The sequence below is a fragment of the Agaribacter flavus genome, assembly GCF_042646125.1.
GTDB lineage: Bacteria > Pseudomonadota > Gammaproteobacteria > Enterobacterales > Alteromonadaceae > Glaciecola > Glaciecola flavus.
The window spans coordinates 289,540-308,534 of sequence record NZ_JBHRSW010000004.1; the positions used below are offsets into that span (position 1 = coordinate 289,540).

Sequence of the window (18,995 nt, forward strand, 5' to 3'; positions counted from 1 at the left end):
CAAGGCTACGTGCAACAACGTAGTCGTTTATTATCAGAACAAAAGGACAGAAAGAATGAGTGTATTTGATGATGCATCCCTATCCATTGGCAACACGCCACTAGTTAAATTAAATCGCGTAGTCAGCGGAAATGTTTATGCCAAAATAGAAAGCCGTAACCCGAGCTTTAGCGTAAAGTGCCGAATCGGTGCAAACATGATTTGGGATGCAGAAAAAAACGGAACACTAACCAAAGACAAAGAGATCATTGAAGCAACAAGTGGAAACACGGGTATCGCCTTAGCATTTGTTGCCGCATCTCGTGGGTACAAAATTACCTTGACTATGCCTAGTAGTATGAGTTTGGAACGCAGAAAACTGCTTAAAGCCCTTGGCGCGACACTCGTTTTAACTGAGCCACCAAAAGGTATGAAAGGTGCCGTTGCCAAAGTACAGGAATTAATGGACGCAAATCCTGGTAAATACGTGGCAATGAATCAATTTGACAACCCTGCAAACCCAGCTATTCACGAAGAGACAACAGGGCCAGAAATTTGGGAAGCGACGGACGGCAAAATTGATGCTTTTGTTGCTGGCGTTGGCACAGGTGGAACAATCACGGGTACCTCTCGTTATATCAAAAATACGAAAGGTAAAGCCATCACCGCAATTGCTGTTGAGCCTGTAGACTCGCCGGTTATCACGCAAGCATTAGCGGGTGAAGAGCTAACTCCTGCACCGCACAAAATTCAGGGCATTGGCGCTGGTTTTATCCCAGGTAACTTAGACTTGGATATCATTGACGAAGTCGAGCGTGTATCCAATGAAGATTGTATGGAAATGGCTCGCCGACTCATGAAAGAAGAAGGCATACTAGCAGGTATTTCTTCGGGAGCTGCCGTGGTTGCCGCTAAACGCTATGCAGAACGTCCAGAAAATAAAGACAAAACCATCGTTGTTTTGCTAGCAAGTGGCACTGAGCGTTACTTGAGTAGTCCTCTATTCGCGGGTGAATTTACTGAGCAAGAAGAAGTGCAATAAAAACGCCTATTAAGAAAACTGAAACGGCCAACACTTGGCCGTTTTTTTATGCGTACAGTATGATCCGGCTGAATTTACATGCCAAAGGTCTTTGACAGACCAACTAAGCCTTGAATATTAGCATTTAGCTTAGTCGCGTTTTCCTCCATTTCCATCGCAAGTTGCACATTTGTGTCTGTGCTTGAGCGCATGTTATTCACACTACCGCTTATTTGCTCGCATTTATTGTCCTGAATTTCAGTTGCTTCCACAATACCGCTCAAATGGCTTGAAATACAGTCGATCATGCCATGGATTTCTTTTATTGAATTTGCCGAATGTTCAGCTTGTTCGGCACTTATTAGCGCGTCATCACTGCTCTGTTTCATTTTATCTACCCAATCTTGCAGAGTATTACGCATTGTCTCCAAACTAGACATAATATTTGTCGCAGATTCTTGGGTTCTATTTGAGAGTGCTCGCACCTCATCAGCTACAACGGAGAATCCTCGACCGCTTTCACCCGCTCTAGCTGCTTCTATGGCTGCATTCAGTGCTAGCAAATTTGTTTGATCGGCAATCGCGTTTATTTCACCAATCGTTTCACTGACCTTGTCAGCAGCTAGCAAAAGCTCTGCCGCTGAGCATGAAGCTTTCGATACAACAGTGGATAAGCGATTAACATCATTTTTACCGGCTAAAATCTGTGTACGCGCTTGGTCACACTGCGCATTGGTATCTATCACTTCTTTATTTGTTGTTTCGGTGCTTTGAACTACTTGCCGACTATTGCTAGACATGTCTTCTACCGCTGCTTTTATTGCATGCATTTCTCTTTTTTGCGATTTAATGCTAGCACTCGTGCTTTTCACTATCGTCATTGTATGTGCTGCTATATCTTCGAGCGCTTGGCTAGCATCAATCGTGCGACCCAGTATTGTTCGTCTCATTGCTTTTTGTAAGCCCAAGTGAAATTCAAATACACCTGTCAAGCCCTCACCACACAAGACTCTTCGACTAATGCTATCGTAGTCTCTCGTTAAATCTTGGGCAAAACGCGGTACCGCGAAAAGCTCCTCTCGAAATAAAAATAAACTCAGAGAACAGAATCCCAAAAATATAGCAACAGTTAACCAAGATGAGGTGATCGAAAAATACAGAAGCATCGCCGCCATAGCGCAACTAAGCAATAAACGTTTTTGAAACGCAGATAAAGCAAAGATGCCGAGCTCTTGCCCTGCATTAATCTTATTGTATAAATGCGTAGCTCTTTGGACTTGCTCTCTTGTCGGTTTTACGCGCACGGATTGATACCCAATCAGTGTATGGCCTTCAAAAATAGGCGTAACAAATGCGTCTACCCAATAGTGATCACCATTTTTGCATCTATTTTTAACGATACCTTGCCATGATTTACCAGCTTTCAAGTGTGACCACATATCTTTAAACGCACTTTTCGGCATATCCTGATGCCTCACAATATTGTGATTTTTGCCTTCTAGCTCATCCTTACTATACCCCGCAACCCTACAAAAAGCTGGATTTGCATAGGTGATCACCCCCCTATTATCAGTAGTAGAAACTAGCTGCTCTTGCTCGCCAAAAAGCACCTCGTTACCCGTGTTAAACTGATTTCCTCGCATTCGTTCAATGAATCCACATTAACTAACTATACTTTAGTCTATATCGACAAATAACAGATATGCCTTACTAGATATTGTTTCAAAACACTTGGCTTATGAATCTGTATTGAATAAGATATCAAATGTAAAAACATAGTTTCAAATACGTAAAATAATTATTTTTAATATTTCAACAGAAACCATGAGGGTGTTTTTTGAGCTCAAAAAATAAGCGCATAGTAGTTCTTGGCGGTGGCACAGCTGGTTGGGTAAGCGCAGCAGTATTCTCTAAAGATTTAAAGCATTCAGATTATAATGTAACCATTGTCGAATCATCAGATATATTACCTGTTGGAGTTGGCGAAGCTAGTATTCCCCCTATTTATTCACTAATTGAATATCTCGGACTAAATGACAGTGACCTGATCACCAAAGTTGATGGTAGTCTAAAATACGGTATTCACTTTGAAAACTGGTCTAAACTTGGCGACCACTATATGCATGCTTTCGGAGAGTTAGGGACGCCCTTTAAAGATGTTTCATTTCTTGATTTTTGGATGGCAGCGGGAGAAAGTACTGGCGTGCATGGCATTACTCCCTTTTTTCCCACTGCAATAGCGGCATACAACAACAAATTCGCCCCCCCAGCACCACGTCCCAAAAATACACCAGAGTCAGCGTTTTACCCGCTTTGCAATCTTTCATATGCCTTGCATTTTGATGCTAAATTAATGGCTAACTATCTTAAAGATTACTCGTTGGCCAACGGAGTTAAACATATTTCTGCAACAGTACAAAAAGTTGAGTTAACTAGTACAGGTGAAATAAAAAGCCTCCATCTTGAAAGCGGGCAATCTGTAGAAGGTGATTTGTTTATTGATTGTTCTGGCGCTTCAGGTCGACTCATTCAACAAGAGTTGAAACGTGAAATCGAAGATTGGTCATCTTATTTACCCTGTGATAGAGCCATCGCAGTTCAAACTAAAAATTCTGAAACTGAGTTACCAAGCTACACTAAAGCTATCGCGATGAAGGCGGGTTGGCGTTGGCAAATTCCATTGCAGAGCCGAACGGGTAACGGTTATGTTTATTGCAGTAAATACATTTCAGATGATGCGGCAAGAGCTGAGCTTTTAAATACTCTGCCTGATGAACTGCTCACTGAACCCAGAATAATACCTTTTAAAACTGGTTGTTTAAAAGAACCTTGGTATAAAAATTGTGTTGCTATTGGCCTATCAAGCGGATTTATGGAGCCAATGGAGTCTACCAGTATTCACTTAATTTACTACTATGCCATGTATTTGCGAGAAACAATCGAAAAAGGAAAGTGGAATGACCAAGCGTTATTTAACAATACTTTTAGCTTTCAAACTGAACGAATACGTGACTTTCTCATAATGCATTATTACATTAACCAGCGGAATGACGAACCTTTCTGGTTAGACTGCCAAAACATGGCTATTCCCAACTCATTAGAAAAAAAACTAGACGAATTTAAAAAAACAGGAAAAATCAAAGTGCACTCCAGTGAATTGTTTAGTTTCGAGAGTTGGGTTCAAGTACTAATCGGCCAAAACTATTTGGAAAACTATGATCAGTTTTACAATGTCAATATCCCATGTGATGCTGCGAAACAGTTTTTCCAAAATGTATATATTGCTATACAAAATGAAGTAGACAAATTACCCAGTCACCGAAAGTTTTTAAGCGATCTGGCGAATAAGCAAACTTTGGAGTGAACTTGAATGCATATTAGTCAAATTCCACTTCATCAAAATGTGGATTTTCCACCATCACCTTTATAGACGATATGTTATCCATGACGACGATGTCGGAAGAAGAGTCGTTTTCTAGGCGCAGACATTCTTGCTTTGAGGTATTTTTTTCTATGCCGCTGGCAAGGCCTTCAATGGTTTCACCATTCTTGAGACATATTTTTAGCGGAAAACGAAACATACAAGCAATTTCTATATAGTCATAGTGTTCGCATTTAATAGCCATAGTCGTTGAGTTCTTCTTTTAATAAACATCCTACACTTTAGCATCAAGTTCATTTACCTCAACTACGAATACAAAATAGCTTAAATAAGAATAAGCTGAATTCAGAGTAAATTTAATTATTCCATTCAGAAGAAAAGATATTCGCCGATATAAACCTTGTTCAGTGCCTGTTTATGTTGTTTGCTATTTGTATCGAAGACAGCAGTCGCTCACATGTAAAGGAGCTAAGCTAAATGAAAAAATATGTATCTCTATTACTGCTTGCCGTTATTTTTATCGTCGCCTGTGGGTCAGAAGACGAGAAAATACGGGCAGGTCGCTATGGTATGATGGGTGAAGAAACCCCACAATATGCTGCTATCATGTTTATGAATGCGGTTTATACTGAAGATACACTAGATAAAGCGGTAAAGCTGTCTACTGAGCGTTTTGGCAAAGTTCTCTCCGCCTACTACACACCTAAAACAGTGCAACGACAAGTATTCAATTTGCGTTTAGACGAGATGGAAGCGGAGCCAGTTTCAGGTGGTGCTTTACTGCTTTCCGAAGCGCAAGACGAGGCTGAAATTGAAGTTAAAATAATCGGTTACTATCAAAACAACAAAGTAACCGAGCTTAAAACCTTGTCAATGATAAAAGTAAAAGGGAACTGGAAAGTCGCAAAAGTACGCAACACTGTCCCCTAGTAGTTTTTTGCGCTTACTGACCTACTGCAACACCCTCGCGCCTTGGATCTGCGCCTCCTTTCAGTGTGCCATTGTCAACGTGAATTGCGTGAATACCACTATTTAAATCTACCAATCTAACCTCATGCCCTTTTGCTTCCAATGCAGGTTTTATAGCAGCTAAGGACGTACCTTTTTCTAGCGCCGTGTAGCCATTTCGATTACTTATTCTTGGCGCGCTAATCGCCTCTTGCACATCCATTTCAAACGCTAATACATTTACGATGGTTTGCGCCACGTAATTAATGATTCTGCTGCCGCCGGGAGAGCCCACAACCAAGTGAACCTTGTTGTCTTGATCAAAAACAATGGTTGGCGACATACTGCTACGTGGGCGTTTTTTGGCCGCAACCGCATTCAAAACTTGCTTGCCATCTCTACTCGGCGACAACGCAAAGTCGGTAAGTTGATTGTTTAGCATAAAACCACCCACCATTAAGCCCGATCCAAACATGAATTCAACGCTAGTTGTCATTGAGATAGCATTGCCAGCTTTATCTATGATACTGATATGACTGGTACTGTTGAGTTCATATGCATCGTCTTGCGCATATGCAACATTTTGATAGGGCAGACCGGCTTCCGCCTCTTCCCACTTGTTTGACAATTGAACTTGCTTAGCTCTTTCGTTCAAGTAACGAGAGTTTACTAAAGGAACAGGGGAAATACCTAAAAAATCTAGATCAGCGATATATTCCTCTCTATCAGCAAACGCCAAAGCACTGGATTGTGCGAATAAGTGAGCAAACTCAGCACTTTGCGCGCCGTATTTATCGAGCCCCTTGTTTTCCAAGCCCTTTAATATTTGCAGTACGCTCACGCCACCAGAGCTGGGCGGTGCCATACCACAGACTTTATAAGTCATGTACTTGCCACATAAAGGACTTCTTTTGATCGCTTCATAATTGCTAAAATCTGAAAGTGTCAGCGAACCTGGGTTAATCTTAGCGGTGTTAACCGTATCCACGATTTGTTTGGCCAACTTGCCCGTGTAGAGGTAGTCCGCACCCTCTTTTGCTATCTGCCTGAGTGATTCAGCTAAAGCGGGATTTTTGCGTATAAACCCTGCTTTTAAGCTCTCACCACCGGGTTTGAAATAAGTGCTAGAAAGCGGAAACTCATTCAAGCCTGGGTGGTAGTCCAATGAAAGCAATCGCGCCAATCTTGGCGATACTTCAAACCCGTCATCAGCTTGCTTGATCGTATCGTCAAACAAGTCTTTCCACTCTAGAGTGCCATGTGCGTTGTGAGCCATCTCAAGTGCTTTCATAACACCCGGTACGCCAACAGATTTACCGCCAACCACGGCATCTCGCCATGACATGGGTTTTCCGTCGACCATAAACATATCGGAAGTCGCTTTTTCTCCTGCGACTTCTCGACCGTCATAAGTAAAAAGACGTTTTTGCGTATTGTCCCAATACATAATAAAGGCGCCACCACCAATACCTGAGGATTGAGGCTCAACCAAGCTGAGCATAGCTTGCACGGCAATAGCCGCATCTATTGCGCTGCCACCGCGTTCAATAATATTTTTGCCCGCCCATGAAGCATATGGATTAGCCGCGACAACCATAAACTCCTTTGTACTTACTGAGGTTTTATTATCAAAGCCAGTTGCCGCTTCGGGTTCGCGGTCTTCTAAAACGACTTGTTGAGCAAATAAACATGGCGATAGAGCCAGTATAAAAACAGATAGGATTCTTTTCATAATTAGTATTTACCTACAATATAATTAATCTGAGCGTTAAATAAGAAAAGCTTAGATAGATCAACGTGTCGTACATACACCACTTCGTTTTGTTTTTAAAGCGGTATAAATTTATAATACCTCGACTACCCTATGGATGCCACGCTCAATTACGATTATAAAAATACACATGCGCGTACTGCTATTAAAAATTTGGCCACTTTGTTTGATCGCTGGCGCTGCTGCCATTGGCGTGTATTTTGGCGAAACATTTATTCAACAATTTGCTTTTCACAAATCACTAGCCTTTCACTTTCCTTTTTATCAGCTTATTACAGGCCACCTAAGCCATGCAAATTTGAATCATTACTTGTTGAATATGGGTGGGCTCATTGCAATCGTTGCACTCTTTTACGAGTACGTTAACGCCAAAAATCAATGTGTTTTATTTGTAGCTGGCACGCTTTCAATCAGTATTGCAATGTATTGGCTCTACCCCAAAGAAATATATGTCGGTCTTTCAGCTTACTTACATTTTTTATTTGCATGGGCGGTCATCCAAGATTTGCAAACAAAACGCATAAGTACCTACCTATTAATGAGCGGGTTGATTGCGAAGGTCGTTTACGAACTCGGTTTTTATCAACCCGGCAGCACTGAAGCACTTATCCAAATGGATGTCGCCACAGAAACGCATGCAATAGGTGCGTTCTGTGGTGCAGTCGCTGGCATAATTCACATTTGGATCCGCAGAAAAAAATCAGCGTCTAGCACCTAAGATTGCTAGAGCCTGTTTATCACAAGTTTTCTTCAAACAACTTAAAAATTCTTCTGTATTCGTCTAACCATGAACTTGGCTGAACAAAACCATGAGGTTCTACAGGATAAATGGCCGTCTCAAAATTTTGTTTTTCTAATTCAATTAAACGTTGAACCAAACGTACAACATCAACAAAAAACACATTGTCATCAACCATGGGGGCGTTAATCAATAAAGGTTTACGCAAACCTTCGGCAAAATAAATAGGCGAGCTTCGCTCGTATGCAATGGGATCTACCGAAGGCGTATTCAAAATATTCGATGTATAAGGGAAATTGTAGTGAGCCCAATCTGATACTGGGCGCAGTGCTGCACCAGCTTGATACAACTCAGGCTCTGTAAATAACGCCATAAACGTAAGAAATCCGCCATATGATCCACCGTATGTGCCTATCCTTTGTCTGTCTACATTTGCATGTTCAACTAGCCAATTAACGCCATCTACATTGTCTTCAATTTCTGGCTTTCCCATATGACGATAGATTGCGGTGCGCCACTCTCGTCCATAACCTGCGGATGCGCGATAGTCCATATCCAGTACAACATATCCCTTTGACACGAGTAAGCTATGAAACATAAATTCACGAAAATAATTTGACCAACCCATGTGTGCGTTTTGCAAATACCCTGCACCATGATTAAATACCACTGCTCTGCGCTTTTCTGCAGCGAGATTTTCAGGTGTATAGAGTCGAGCATAAATAGGCTCGTTTACGTGACTGGAAGGTATCGTAATAATGCTGGGCGTTACCCAATCTATGGATAAAAAGGCTTTGCTGACAGTAGATGTCAATTTCATCGGCTCTGCAATTTTGTCCTTGTCGAGTACAAGACTATACAACTCAGGCGGCATGGTAAGCTTACTGTGAGTCAACAGCATAGTGGACTCATCTGGACTAATTTCGAAATCGCTCATCCCATTTAAATTTGTTAGCGCTTGGGTTTCACCTGTTACTGCATGAGTGCGATAAATTTCGTAGATCCCAGGGTGTTTTTTGTTTGCTTTGTAATAAAAATACGTATCATTTTTGTCGAGATAGACATCATCAACTACGTACTGTCCCTTTGTAAGCTGTGTCAAATCTCCATCAATGGGTTTGATATAAAGTTGTGAATACCCCGAACTCTCACTCAACAAATACAGATTGAGCGAATCCTCAAACCAACCAAATTGGTTATAGCGATAATTAATCCATGCTTTATCATGCATGCGATGTTGTGTTGTTAGCTTATTAGACGCTGGGTTTAAGGTAACTATCCAGCGATCTTTGTTGTCCCACGCCTCGAGCATCAATGCGACTTGCTTGCTTGAGTCATGCCACTTTATGGGCGTTTCAGTAGCGTACCAATCAAACAACAAACCAATGTCTCGCGGTAAACGATTGTCAACATAGTCCTTACCGACTTTTTTCGCATTTTCTCTTTTTACATCAGCGAGCACATCGTCGTTGTAGCCGGGCAAAGATACATAAGAAATCTCATTTTTCTCGCCGCTGTTAACATTGATTAAGTACAAATAGTGGGACTCTGGTTTAGCATCTGCCACACGTCTGCGGACTGATTTTGTTGCAATGCGGCCGTCTTCTTCTATGTAATCAGGCATGATATCCGTGTCTGCCCTCGTGCTCGTTGCTTCTCGCGTCGCCAGCACCACCCAATTTCCATCGGGAGACATACTCGCTAGTACGGTTTCGTGTTTTTTGTCCAAGTAAACAGGTGGAGGAAGTATCGTTCTATTTTCCGTCCACAAGGACTTTTCGTATGCCAGACGATCCCGCCTGTTTTTTCTCTGTACATTTTCATATTGAATAAGCCTTAACTGCTCTTGCATGATGTAGTCCTTGGCTGGCGCAAGAACTACCGGCTTGTCTTCAAACGACCATCGGATCATTTGATGCAAAAAGCCGGTTACAGCATTCACCGCATAAAAACTATTCCCAACCTGAAAAGACACGCTTTCACTGCCCATATATGCGATATTTGCAATGGGGTAAGCGTCGCGTGTTAACTGTATAACGCTTTGCGTATCTCGAAATTTTGCAAATATATTCCCTTCAAAAACCCAAGCAACAAACGACATGTCTTTGTCGTCGATATATTCATCGAAACTGTGCTCATGCAGTGAAGAAAGAGCGACTTTTTTACCATTTCCTTGCGCGACATCGGTGATATACAAGTCCTCAACAACAGAACCAAGACGCTTTCGCGTATAAGTAAATTGCTGCGTAAGCGGAGAAAACGATGGATTTTTTGGCTGCCGCCCTATCCAGTCTGGATCAGCCATAATTTGTTCTAGGCTCAGCTCTCCGTCTTTTGGATAGCTGCTTTGTGAACTGACGACTGATTGTACGTGACTGACTGCTTGCGCTTTGTTTGGTGCTTGCTCTGTCTCTGTACTCGAATTACTTTGTGAGCCTGCACAGGCGCATAAAAGCAAAGTGATGGTAAAACTACTCAGAAGTTTAGAAATTTTATTGTGATTCATGTATTTCGATTCGGGTTAGTGGACTGTTTAATATTACATCGAAATCTTATGTTCTGCTAAGTTCTTGACGCCTTTGGTCTCGTACTGCAGGCACTAAAACAGTACAAATAAAAAGGCCCCGCTTTCACGGGGCCATCAACACACTCAACTAGGAACACACCCTGACCAATGAATAGGAAACATCAGTCAGTTGTAATTATTAGTCTCTTTACATAGGGTTTGGTTCAATAAATTTTTAACTATTTTTAAAAAAATACGAAAACAAATATTAGCAATTGATTTATATGATATTTTTCTAACTTCTGTTATCTCGGCTCCGAATATCAATTGATATAAGCTTCCATTCACTCCTTGATGAACTGATCTGTTTTTTCCTTTATACTGCGCAGCCGCAATAACCCTTGTATTTAAGCTTGTATCTAACCTTGTAGGATAACTGACGATGACTGTTGAAAAATTTACCCCAAAGCAAACAACAACATTGGATGCACCTTCACGTGTTTTACAAGAACAGAGTATCGCAGTCACCGAGTTAGACGCTAATCCGAACCATCAGCGCAGCAAGCATACCTCAGCAAAAATTGGCTTTGTTAGCCTAGGCTGCCCCAAAAACTTGGTCGATTCTGAGCGCATTTTGACGCAACTGCGCACTGAAGGTTACGATGTTGTGCCAACGTATCAAGATGCCGCCTTAGTTATTGTCAACACTTGCGGTTTTATTGATTCGGCTGTGCAAGAGTCATTGGACACAATCGGTGAAGCACTGGAAGAAAATGGCAAGGTAATTGTTACTGGTTGTTTGGGTGTGAAAGAAGATGAAATTCGTGAAGTGCATCCAAATGTATTGGCGATAACAGGCCCTCACGCCTATGAAAATGTCGTGTCTTTGGTACACGAGCACTTACCCAAACCCGCTCATGATCCTTTTATGCACTTGGTCCCTGATCACGGCATCAAATTAACCCCTAAACACTATGCTTATCTAAAAATTTCAGAGGGATGTAACCACCGCTGTACCTTCTGCATCATTCCATCGATGCGCGGTGATTTGGTCAGCCGACCGATTGGCGAAGTATTGGGTGAAGCACAAAGGCTGAAAGCAGCAGGGGTAAATGAGCTATTGGTAATATCCCAAGACACCAGTGCTTATGGTGTTGACGTTAAACATAAAACTGATTTTTGGGATGGAATGCCGGTTAAAACACACATGCAACAACTGAGTGAAAAGCTCGGTGAAATGGATATGTGGGTGCGTCTGCATTATGTCTACCCCTATCCGCATGTCGACGACATCATCCCGCTAATGGCGGAAGGTAAAATCCTGCCCTACTTAGACATACCATTTCAACATGCTAGCAAGCGTATTTTACGATTAATGAAACGCCCCGGTAGCGCAGAGAGAACGGTCGAACGCATAAAGAAATGGCGTGAAATATGCCCTGACTTGGTGATCCGTTCAACTTTTATTGTTGGCTTTCCGGGCGAGACTGAAGAAGAGTTCGAGGAGCTTTTACAATTTTTACGAGAAGCACAACTCGATCGTGTCGGATGTTTTAAATACTCTCCTGTCGAAGGCGCAACGGCTAATGCATTGCCCGATCATATCAGTGACGATGTCAAAGAAGCACGATTGCAACGATTTATGCAGGTACAATCAGAAATTAGCTACCAACGCTTGCAAGCAAAAATTGGCAACGAATACAATGTCGTAATTGACGAGGTGACAAGCGAAGGTGCTGTAGCTCGAAGTTTTGGTGAAGCCCCTGAAATAGATGGCCTAATTCACATAAATGACTACTTTGAAGCCAGTCCTGGTGACCGCCTATGGGTAGAAATTATACACACAAACGAACACGACATGTGGGCTGTACCGAGCGAGCAACAAGACTAAAAGCTATTGTTCTTTATTGTAAACGCGCCAAATCTTCGGGTGTATCGACACCGTGTGGCGGCGCAGCCTTGCTCGTTTCCACATGTATAGAATGACCATTTTCAAGCACACGTAATTGCTCGAGTGATTCCGTAGTTTCTAAGCTTGATGAAGGTAACAATACATACTGTTTAACAAAACCAGCGCGATAGGCATAAATACCGATATGCCTGTAATAGCTTGTAGGTAAGGCTGCTAAGGGTTTGCTTAAACCATGATTTTGCACAAAGCCTTGTGGATAAGGAATCGGCGAGCGCGAAAAATATAACGCACTGCCGTTTGTATTCTGCACCACTTTAACCACATTTGGGTTAAATAAATCTTCGTCACAAGTAATCGGAAAACAAAGTGTCGCCATCGGGTAATCAGCATACCTCGCAAGGTTTTCAGCCACTTGCTGGATGTTTTCTGATGGGATAAAAGGCTCGTCACCCTGTACATTGACAACAATTTCGTCATCAGCAATGGCACATGTTTCTATCACTTCACTAATTCTGGTTGTGCCGCTAGTGTGATGTTCGCTAGTCATGCAAAGCTCTGCACCAATGTCCTTTACCAGCGTGGCGATGCGCTCATCATCTGTCGCGATGATGACGCGTTTGGCACCAGATGCTTGCGCTCTTTCGTACACATGGGCGAGCATGGGTCTGCCGTTAATTTTTGCCAATGGTTTACCTGGAAAGCGCGTACTAGCATAACGCGCGGGTATGACAACAATAAAAGACATACTACGCTAATTTTTCCATTTCTTCTTGAGACAAGGTTCGACTCTCTGAGACTAACAACACAGGAATATTGTCTTTAATCGGATAAGCTAAGCGCTCAAATTTACTCACCAACATTTCCTCGCCATCTATAGTCGCAAGTACCAACTTTCCTTTGCAAACTGGACAAGCAATAATGTCCAAAAGTTGCTTATTAAAGGCCATTAGGCTTTTCTCCAAGTAGTGGTTTTATTTTATTATCTAATGCCGTAAAAAATGCTTGCGGCACATCTGCTTCGACACGTAAATACCAACAGCCATCATGCGCAATTTCTTTGCACTTAACCGCATCTTTCTCAGTCATCAGTACGATAGTACTTGAGGGAATATCAGCCTCAGTAAACTTTTTGTGATCGGCAAAGGCATGGGTATGTTCAATCTTTATTCCCAGATGTCGCAAGGTCTTAAAAAAGCGCTTTGGATCACCAATTCCCGCCATCGCCTCTACTTTTAAACTAGCAAAATATTCTATGCCATCTTCAAGGCTCATGGCTTGTTCATCAAATACATTAACCCATTCAACGCCTTGCAGCGCAAAGCTAGAGATATCAGTTTTGATTTTGTTCAGGCATGTCAAATTACTGTAGTCATTGCCATTAAACAATACGTAATCGACAAGGTCGAGGCGCTCTGCTGTCTCTCGCATGGGTCCCATTGGCAACAAAAAGCCGTTGCCGATACCTCGCCCATCCATGACACAAATTTCCATATCTCTTGCGAGTGAATAGTGCTGCATGCCATCATCACAAATAATAATATCAGCATTGGTGAGCGATTGAATAAATGCCGCACCGCGAGCGCGTTTGGGGTCAATCACCACTGGAATATCAAAACGATGCCTTATTAGCGAGGGTTCGTCACCAACTAAATTTGCTGGACATTGCTTGCTGACCAAATGAGGAAAACTCGTTTGTTCTCCGCCATATCCACGGGATAACACAGCCGGTGTTAAGCCCTTGTCTAAATAGTACTGAACCAAGCTTAAGACAATCGGGGTTTTACCATTTCCACCCATGGTAATATTACCCACAACGACAACCGGAAGTGAGCTTCGGTATTGAGAAAATATGTTCAAGGTATAAGCCGTGCGCCGCAATACTTGCACCAGCCAAAAACAAAGAGAAAGCGGCGAAAGTAGCCACAACCATGTCGGCTTTTTGTACAGTGCTTTACTCAAGGACATCCTAGCGTACCCATCTACTCAGGAAAATTGCAAAGCATGAAGTTGCGCGTACATGCCATTTTTTTCAAGTAAGCTTTGGTGATCGCCAGACTCGACAATTTTTCCTTGTTCAATCACCAATATTAAATCAGCGGCCTCAATTGTGGATAACCGATGGGCAACCACTATACTGGTACGTGTTTTTTGCAACTCTTCTAGTGCTTGCTGGATAAATTTTTCTGACTCAGTATCTAAAGCTGAGGTCGCTTCATCAAGTATCAATATCGGTGCATCTGCCAATATCGCACGGGCAATCGCAATGCGTTGTCGCTGCCCACCTGATAACATCAAGCCGTTTTCGCCAATTTCAGTATCGAATCCCTTAGCTTGCTGCATCACAAATTCGGTCACATGCGCAATATTTGCCGCTTCGATAATTTCTTCACGGCTCACTTTATCTTGTCGACCGTAAGCGATGTTGTTTGCAATAGTATCGTTAAACAAGGTCACTTGTTGAGAAACAAGAGCAAACTGCTGACGTAAATTACGCAGTTTTAGGTCGACAATGTTTTCGCCGTCGATACTAATGATACCCTCATCTGCTTGATAAAAGCGCGTCATCAAACTAGAAATTGTCGACTTCCCGCTTCCCGAGCGCCCAACTAGTGCAACCGTTTGCCCGGGTTTAACCTCAAAGCTTAAATTCTCAACCGCGGGTGTATCTTTACTTGGATAGGTAAAACTCACATCTGAAAACTGGATATGCCCACTGGCTCGCGCCAAGGTTTTACTGCCCGTGTCTTGTTCAATGTCTTCATCCAATATTTCAAATATACTGGCGCAGGCTGTCATACCTTTTTGAAATTCAGTGTTAATAGTCGTAAGCTGTTTTAACGGTTTTAGTAACATAACCATGTAAACCACCACACTGACAAATACACCCGCAGTGAGGGCATCAATCATGCCCGGTACACTACTGACAAACAGCACAACCGCAAGAGCAATAGAAGCAATCACTTGTATAGTCGAGACACTCAAAATCTGAGACGAAACTAATTTCATAGATTGTTGACGATTGTGGTTGTTTTTGTCGGCGAAGCGTTTTGACTCAAGTGCTTGACCATCAAACATCAACACTACTTTGTGACCTTTGACAGCCTGCTCAACACTTGTCGTCAACGACCCCATCGCGTTTTGAATAGCCTTACTTACCTTTCTGAAGCGCTTACTGACAAAAGCGACAATGACCGCGACAACAGGGCCAATCAACAAAAATATCAGTGACAACTGCCACGAGTAATAAAACATCAAACACAACAAGCCGACGACAAACATGCCCTCTCTAACAATAGTCAACACCGCCTTGCCAGCGGCGTAACGCACTTGTTCAGTGTCGTACAGAATTTTTGACATCAAACTTCCTGTAGAATGATGGTCGTGAAACTCAACAGGTAAATGAATGTACTTTTCAAAAAGTTGCTGGCGGATCCTCATCACCACTTGGGTACTCACATATTCTAGAGTATAGGTACCGATGAAGTTACTCACGCCACGCAAAATAAAGAGAGGAACAATAATAATCGCGGCAATTCGCAAATAATTGAGATTGCCTGCATTCAAGCTACTGTCAATCAAAGGTTGTAACTGCGAGAAGAAAAACACGTCAATAGACGCATAAGCTACCATCCCTAAAACGGCCACGAATATCAGTAATTTATGGGGTGATACGTAGCCTAAAAAGCGTGTAAACGTGGTGTTTTTGATGTCAGTTTTTGCCATAAAACCGGCGTATTCCTTTTAGTTTTCTTATTGGCTATATCTAAAAATACGCAGGAGAGCCTCGGCATATTCCAGCTCAATACCGTCTCACTACGATTTAAAATACCACCGATTATACAGGTGTTTACGATAACTCGTTACCTTAATTTGAGGCTTTGTTAAATCGAATGTCACGGCGCCTTGTTCGCCAATATGAACAAGCTCAGCTCCGACCGAGCGGTAGCGCGCAACAACATCGGGATGCGGATGCTCCCATTGATTGTTCTTTGCGGTGGTGATCAACACGTACTTAGGTCGAATTTTTTCGACAAATGCTTGAGACGAAGACGAGCGACTGCCATGGTGGGGTGCTATCAAAATATCTACTGACAAACCATCTAAACGCCCACTTGCTAGCAACGCTTGCTCAGCTTGCTTTTCGATGTCACCTGGCAGCAGTAAATTTGCAAAAGGGGTTTGGATATATAGTACACAGCTTTGGTTATTTGTTTCGCCATTTGTTATTTGGCGTGGCCACAAGGCTTGAATCGAAATCGTCATGTTTTGCTTTTGTCGCAGATAAGTATGACGCCACTCGCTTCCCTTCACACAGGTATTGGATGGCGCGTGAAAATTATCTATAGGTATTGCCCGACGCGCGGCATAAACACCACCGGCATGATCTTGGTCAAAATGACTAATAAACAAGTGAGTCAATTGAGTGATATTGTTAGCTTGAAGGTATTTAAAAATAATTTGGTCAAATAGGCTGAATTGATTGGGCTTACCTGCCCCTGTATCAAAAAGCGCGGAAAAATCTTTGGCAAAAAGTAAAGAAGCATTGCCATGACCAACGTCAAAGACCTGAAACACAATCTTGTCTTCATCTGACCTGTTCGCATGTGTAAGCGCGATGAGCAATAGTATGGCTGTGCCCGCCATGATCCGTTTTTTTGCTAATAATCGAGGTAAGCTCATAATCAATAAGGCCACCATAATGAGTAATACACTGGGCAGACTTATTACAAGTTCGACAGGGTAACTCGGTAACTTGGCATGAAAATAGTGCAGTACAACAAGCACCATCTGCATCAAAAAATCAACAAACGTAAAATACCAATCAATCTGGACATGCAAAGTGAGTAGCAATAGCATAAACAGGTTGGCTGGCAGCAAAATCAAACTCACAAACGGTACCAGAATTAAGTTTGCGGCCACCGCACTGAGCGAAATCGAGCCAAAGGCATAAAGGACAATCGGTAATGTGGCGACACTCAAAAAGCATTGAAGCTTGATCATTAACCACATTTTTGCTTTCCATGAGGATAAATCTGAAGAAGGAAAACGCCATATAAACAGTAATATTAGCAGCACCGCCAAGAAGCTAAACCAAAAACTCAAACCCAAAATACTGTAAGGAAACAAGAGACAAAAAATGAAAACAAGCACGGTAAAAATCATGCGCGAAGGCCAATTGCTACCCGCGATTGAAAACACGCTCAATACTATCACGGTGATCAATGCCCTGATCACGGGTACCGCCATGCCTGCAATCCAAGCATAAACAAAGCAAGCAAGTACGACCAAGCACCTATTCGCCCATACCATGCTTCGATTGTGTACGTTAAAGGCAGCATAAAGACCGCCTAGCAATGGCTTCCCAATCCAAACAGCGTACAAAGCGAATAACGCTAAATGCATCCCAGAAATAGAAAACAAATGCGCTGTACCGGTTGATTGTAAAAGCTGCCAATCTTGCTGGCTTAATTGATTTCTGTAACCCATAGCTAGTGCCGCTATCCAAGCTTTGTGAAACAGATCTAGGTCAAAAAGTCGATTGACCAGCGTTTGCCGCAAACTTGGGCAAGCGTGTAAGATTCGGTTTGAAGGACTGACGATTACCCTTCCGGTCGCAACGATGTTTTTACTGGCTAACCATTGTTGACGATTAAATGTATAGGGGTTGGCTTTGCCACTGGTATCTTTAATGGCAATAAACAAGCGTACTTTATCACCTTGTTGTAAAGAAAAGTCTGGCTTAAACCAAGACACCAAAATTTTGGGTTTATATATTCGGTAACGTTCTACGCCATATTGACTGACTTTTAATAAAAAATTAATTTGATCTGTTTCGCTCTCGTCCTCTATGATGCTAGCCACATTAGCTTCCACAAGGACTTGTTGGTGTAGCTGCGCAGCGGACAGCTGCCCATACAAATACCAACCTGCACTTAAGTTTGACCATATAAATCCCAGTAATGCACCGGCTAAAATTGTCGATACATTAGGGTAAGTATTCGCATAACGACCAAATAAGCAAGGAATCGCAAAGACTATGGCAATAATTGAGAGTGAAAAGTGGGGTAAAGTAGGCCATAATGCACTGGTAAAAAATATTGCTATAAATGCAATCACGAATTTTTCTAGTCTTGTCAGCATTAGCGTTAAATGAGCAGTCCGTTGTATGCCTAAAAAATTTATCAGACGGTTTTTACCCAGCCACGAGCAAATCAAATCTCAAAAAGCGCTAAAACTATTCGGTGCACTTTTGCATGATCCCAACTTGTGGCATTTAAACCGCCGTTCTGCGAAAGGCGCATTTGGCATTGGCTTGTTCTTCGCTTTTTGGCCTGTGCCTTTTCAAATGTTTTTATCTGCGGGCATGGCTATCCCCTTGCGTGTCAACTTACCTTTGTCTGTCGCAACGGTCTGGATCACTAATCCCCTAACCATGCCTCCCATATTCTATGCTGCCTATCTAGTCGGGAGTACTGTACTTGGGACGGAAATGTCCGCGTTTCAGTTTGAGTTAAGCTGGTCTTGGGTCGTCGAATCCTTAAATACAATTGGCCCAGCTTTTTTACTGGGCTGCTTTATATGTTCAATTGTTGCAGGACTGATTGGCTATTTTGGTTTGGATTGGGTCTGGTGTTGGTCCGTTAGGCAGGCGTGGAAAACACGCCGAACCGGAGAGAACACCTCGAAAACTAGAGACTGTTGATACCCGTAACTGCTAATTCGGGGTGTAAGTTACA

Annotated in this window: 15 protein-coding genes; 6 read left to right on the top strand and 9 right to left on the bottom strand. The window is 42.4% G+C overall.

Annotated elements, in window-relative coordinates:
* Positions 1-55 precede the first annotated feature (55 nt).
* Positions 56-1,021: a cysteine synthase A gene (cysK, locus tag ACFOHL_RS01315; protein WP_376918396.1), complete on the top strand. Its 966-nt coding sequence runs from the start codon at positions 56-58 to the stop codon at positions 1,019-1,021.
* Between the two features lie 74 nt (positions 1,022-1,095).
* Here the strand turns inward: cysK and ACFOHL_RS01320 are convergent, their stop codons facing one another.
* On the bottom strand, positions 1,096-2,643 hold the full coding sequence (locus ACFOHL_RS01320; protein WP_376918397.1) for a methyl-accepting chemotaxis protein: 1,548 nt from the start codon (positions 2,641-2,643) through the stop codon (positions 1,096-1,098).
* 194 nt (positions 2,644-2,837) lie between these two features.
* Between ACFOHL_RS01320 and ACFOHL_RS01325 the strand changes: the two genes are divergently transcribed.
* Positions 2,838-4,364, top strand: coding sequence for a tryptophan halogenase family protein (locus tag ACFOHL_RS01325; protein WP_376918398.1), 1,527 nt, complete (start codon positions 2,838-2,840; stop codon positions 4,362-4,364).
* 13 nt (positions 4,365-4,377) lie between these two features.
* Here ACFOHL_RS01325 and ACFOHL_RS01330 read toward each other — a convergent pair whose 3' ends face one another.
* Entirely contained in the window at positions 4,378-4,626 is a 249-nt protein-coding gene (locus tag ACFOHL_RS01330) for a Rho-binding antiterminator (RefSeq protein ID WP_376918399.1), read from the bottom strand.
* 233 nt (positions 4,627-4,859) lie between these two features.
* Here ACFOHL_RS01330 and ACFOHL_RS01335 point away from each other — a divergent pair, with 233 nt between their 5' ends.
* Complete coding sequence (locus ACFOHL_RS01335) at positions 4,860-5,312, top strand: hypothetical protein (RefSeq protein ID WP_376918400.1); 453 nt, start codon at positions 4,860-4,862, stop codon at positions 5,310-5,312.
* A gap of 13 nt (positions 5,313-5,325) precedes the next feature.
* Here ACFOHL_RS01335 and ggt read toward each other — a convergent pair whose 3' ends face one another.
* Complete coding sequence (gene ggt / locus ACFOHL_RS01340) at positions 5,326-7,062, bottom strand: gamma-glutamyltransferase (protein WP_376918401.1); 1,737 nt, start codon at positions 7,060-7,062, stop codon at positions 5,326-5,328.
* A 169-nt stretch (positions 7,063-7,231) separates the two neighbouring features.
* Here ggt and rrtA point away from each other — a divergent pair, with 169 nt between their 5' ends.
* Positions 7,232-7,819: a rhombosortase gene (gene rrtA, locus ACFOHL_RS01345; protein ID WP_376918402.1), complete on the top strand. Its 588-nt coding sequence runs from the start codon at positions 7,232-7,234 to the stop codon at positions 7,817-7,819.
* Between the two features lie 19 nt (positions 7,820-7,838).
* On the opposite strand, the gene ACFOHL_RS01350 is transcribed toward rrtA, so the two are convergent.
* Positions 7,839-10,346, bottom strand: a complete 2,508-nt coding sequence (locus ACFOHL_RS01350) for a S9 family peptidase (protein ID WP_376918403.1) — start codon at positions 10,344-10,346, stop codon at positions 7,839-7,841.
* Between the two features lie 442 nt (positions 10,347-10,788).
* Between ACFOHL_RS01350 and rimO the strand changes: the two genes are divergently transcribed.
* Complete coding sequence (gene rimO, locus ACFOHL_RS01355; protein ID WP_376918404.1) at positions 10,789-12,237, top strand: 30S ribosomal protein S12 methylthiotransferase RimO; 1,449 nt, start codon at positions 10,789-10,791, stop codon at positions 12,235-12,237.
* 13 nt (positions 12,238-12,250) lie between these two features.
* Here rimO and kdsB read toward each other — a convergent pair whose 3' ends face one another.
* The 5 genes from kdsB to ACFOHL_RS01380 form a co-directional block, all read right to left on the bottom strand.
* A complete protein-coding gene (gene kdsB, locus ACFOHL_RS01360; RefSeq protein WP_376918405.1) occupies positions 12,251-13,003 on the bottom strand; it encodes a 3-deoxy-manno-octulosonate cytidylyltransferase in 753 nt (250 codons plus the stop codon).
* 1 nt (position 13,004) lies between these two features.
* Entirely contained in the window at positions 13,005-13,205 is a 201-nt protein-coding gene (locus tag ACFOHL_RS01365) for a Trm112 family protein (RefSeq protein WP_376918406.1), read from the bottom strand.
* Entirely contained in the window at positions 13,195-14,223 is a 1,029-nt protein-coding gene (gene lpxK, locus ACFOHL_RS01370) for a tetraacyldisaccharide 4'-kinase (protein ID WP_376918407.1), read from the bottom strand. The genes ACFOHL_RS01365 and lpxK overlap by 11 nt, the downstream gene beginning before the upstream one ends.
* An 18-nt stretch (positions 14,224-14,241) precedes the next feature.
* The gene (gene msbA / locus ACFOHL_RS01375) at positions 14,242-15,981 is read right to left on the bottom strand and encodes a lipid A export permease/ATP-binding protein MsbA (protein WP_376918408.1); all 1,740 of its coding nucleotides are present in this window, start codon (positions 15,979-15,981) and stop codon (positions 14,242-14,244) included.
* A 90-nt stretch (positions 15,982-16,071) separates the two neighbouring features.
* Positions 16,072-18,375 carry a DNA internalization-related competence protein ComEC/Rec2 gene (locus tag ACFOHL_RS01380; protein WP_376918409.1) on the bottom strand — a complete coding sequence of 768 codons (2,304 nt, stop codon included), beginning with the start codon at positions 18,373-18,375 and terminating at the stop codon, positions 16,072-16,074.
* 49 nt (positions 18,376-18,424) lie between these two features.
* Here ACFOHL_RS01380 and ACFOHL_RS01385 point away from each other — a divergent pair, with 49 nt between their 5' ends.
* Positions 18,425-18,961 (top strand): DUF2062 domain-containing protein, encoded by a 537-nt coding sequence (locus ACFOHL_RS01385; RefSeq protein ID WP_376918410.1) that lies wholly within the window; start codon positions 18,425-18,427, stop codon positions 18,959-18,961.
* Positions 18,962-18,995: the final 34 nt, after the last annotated feature.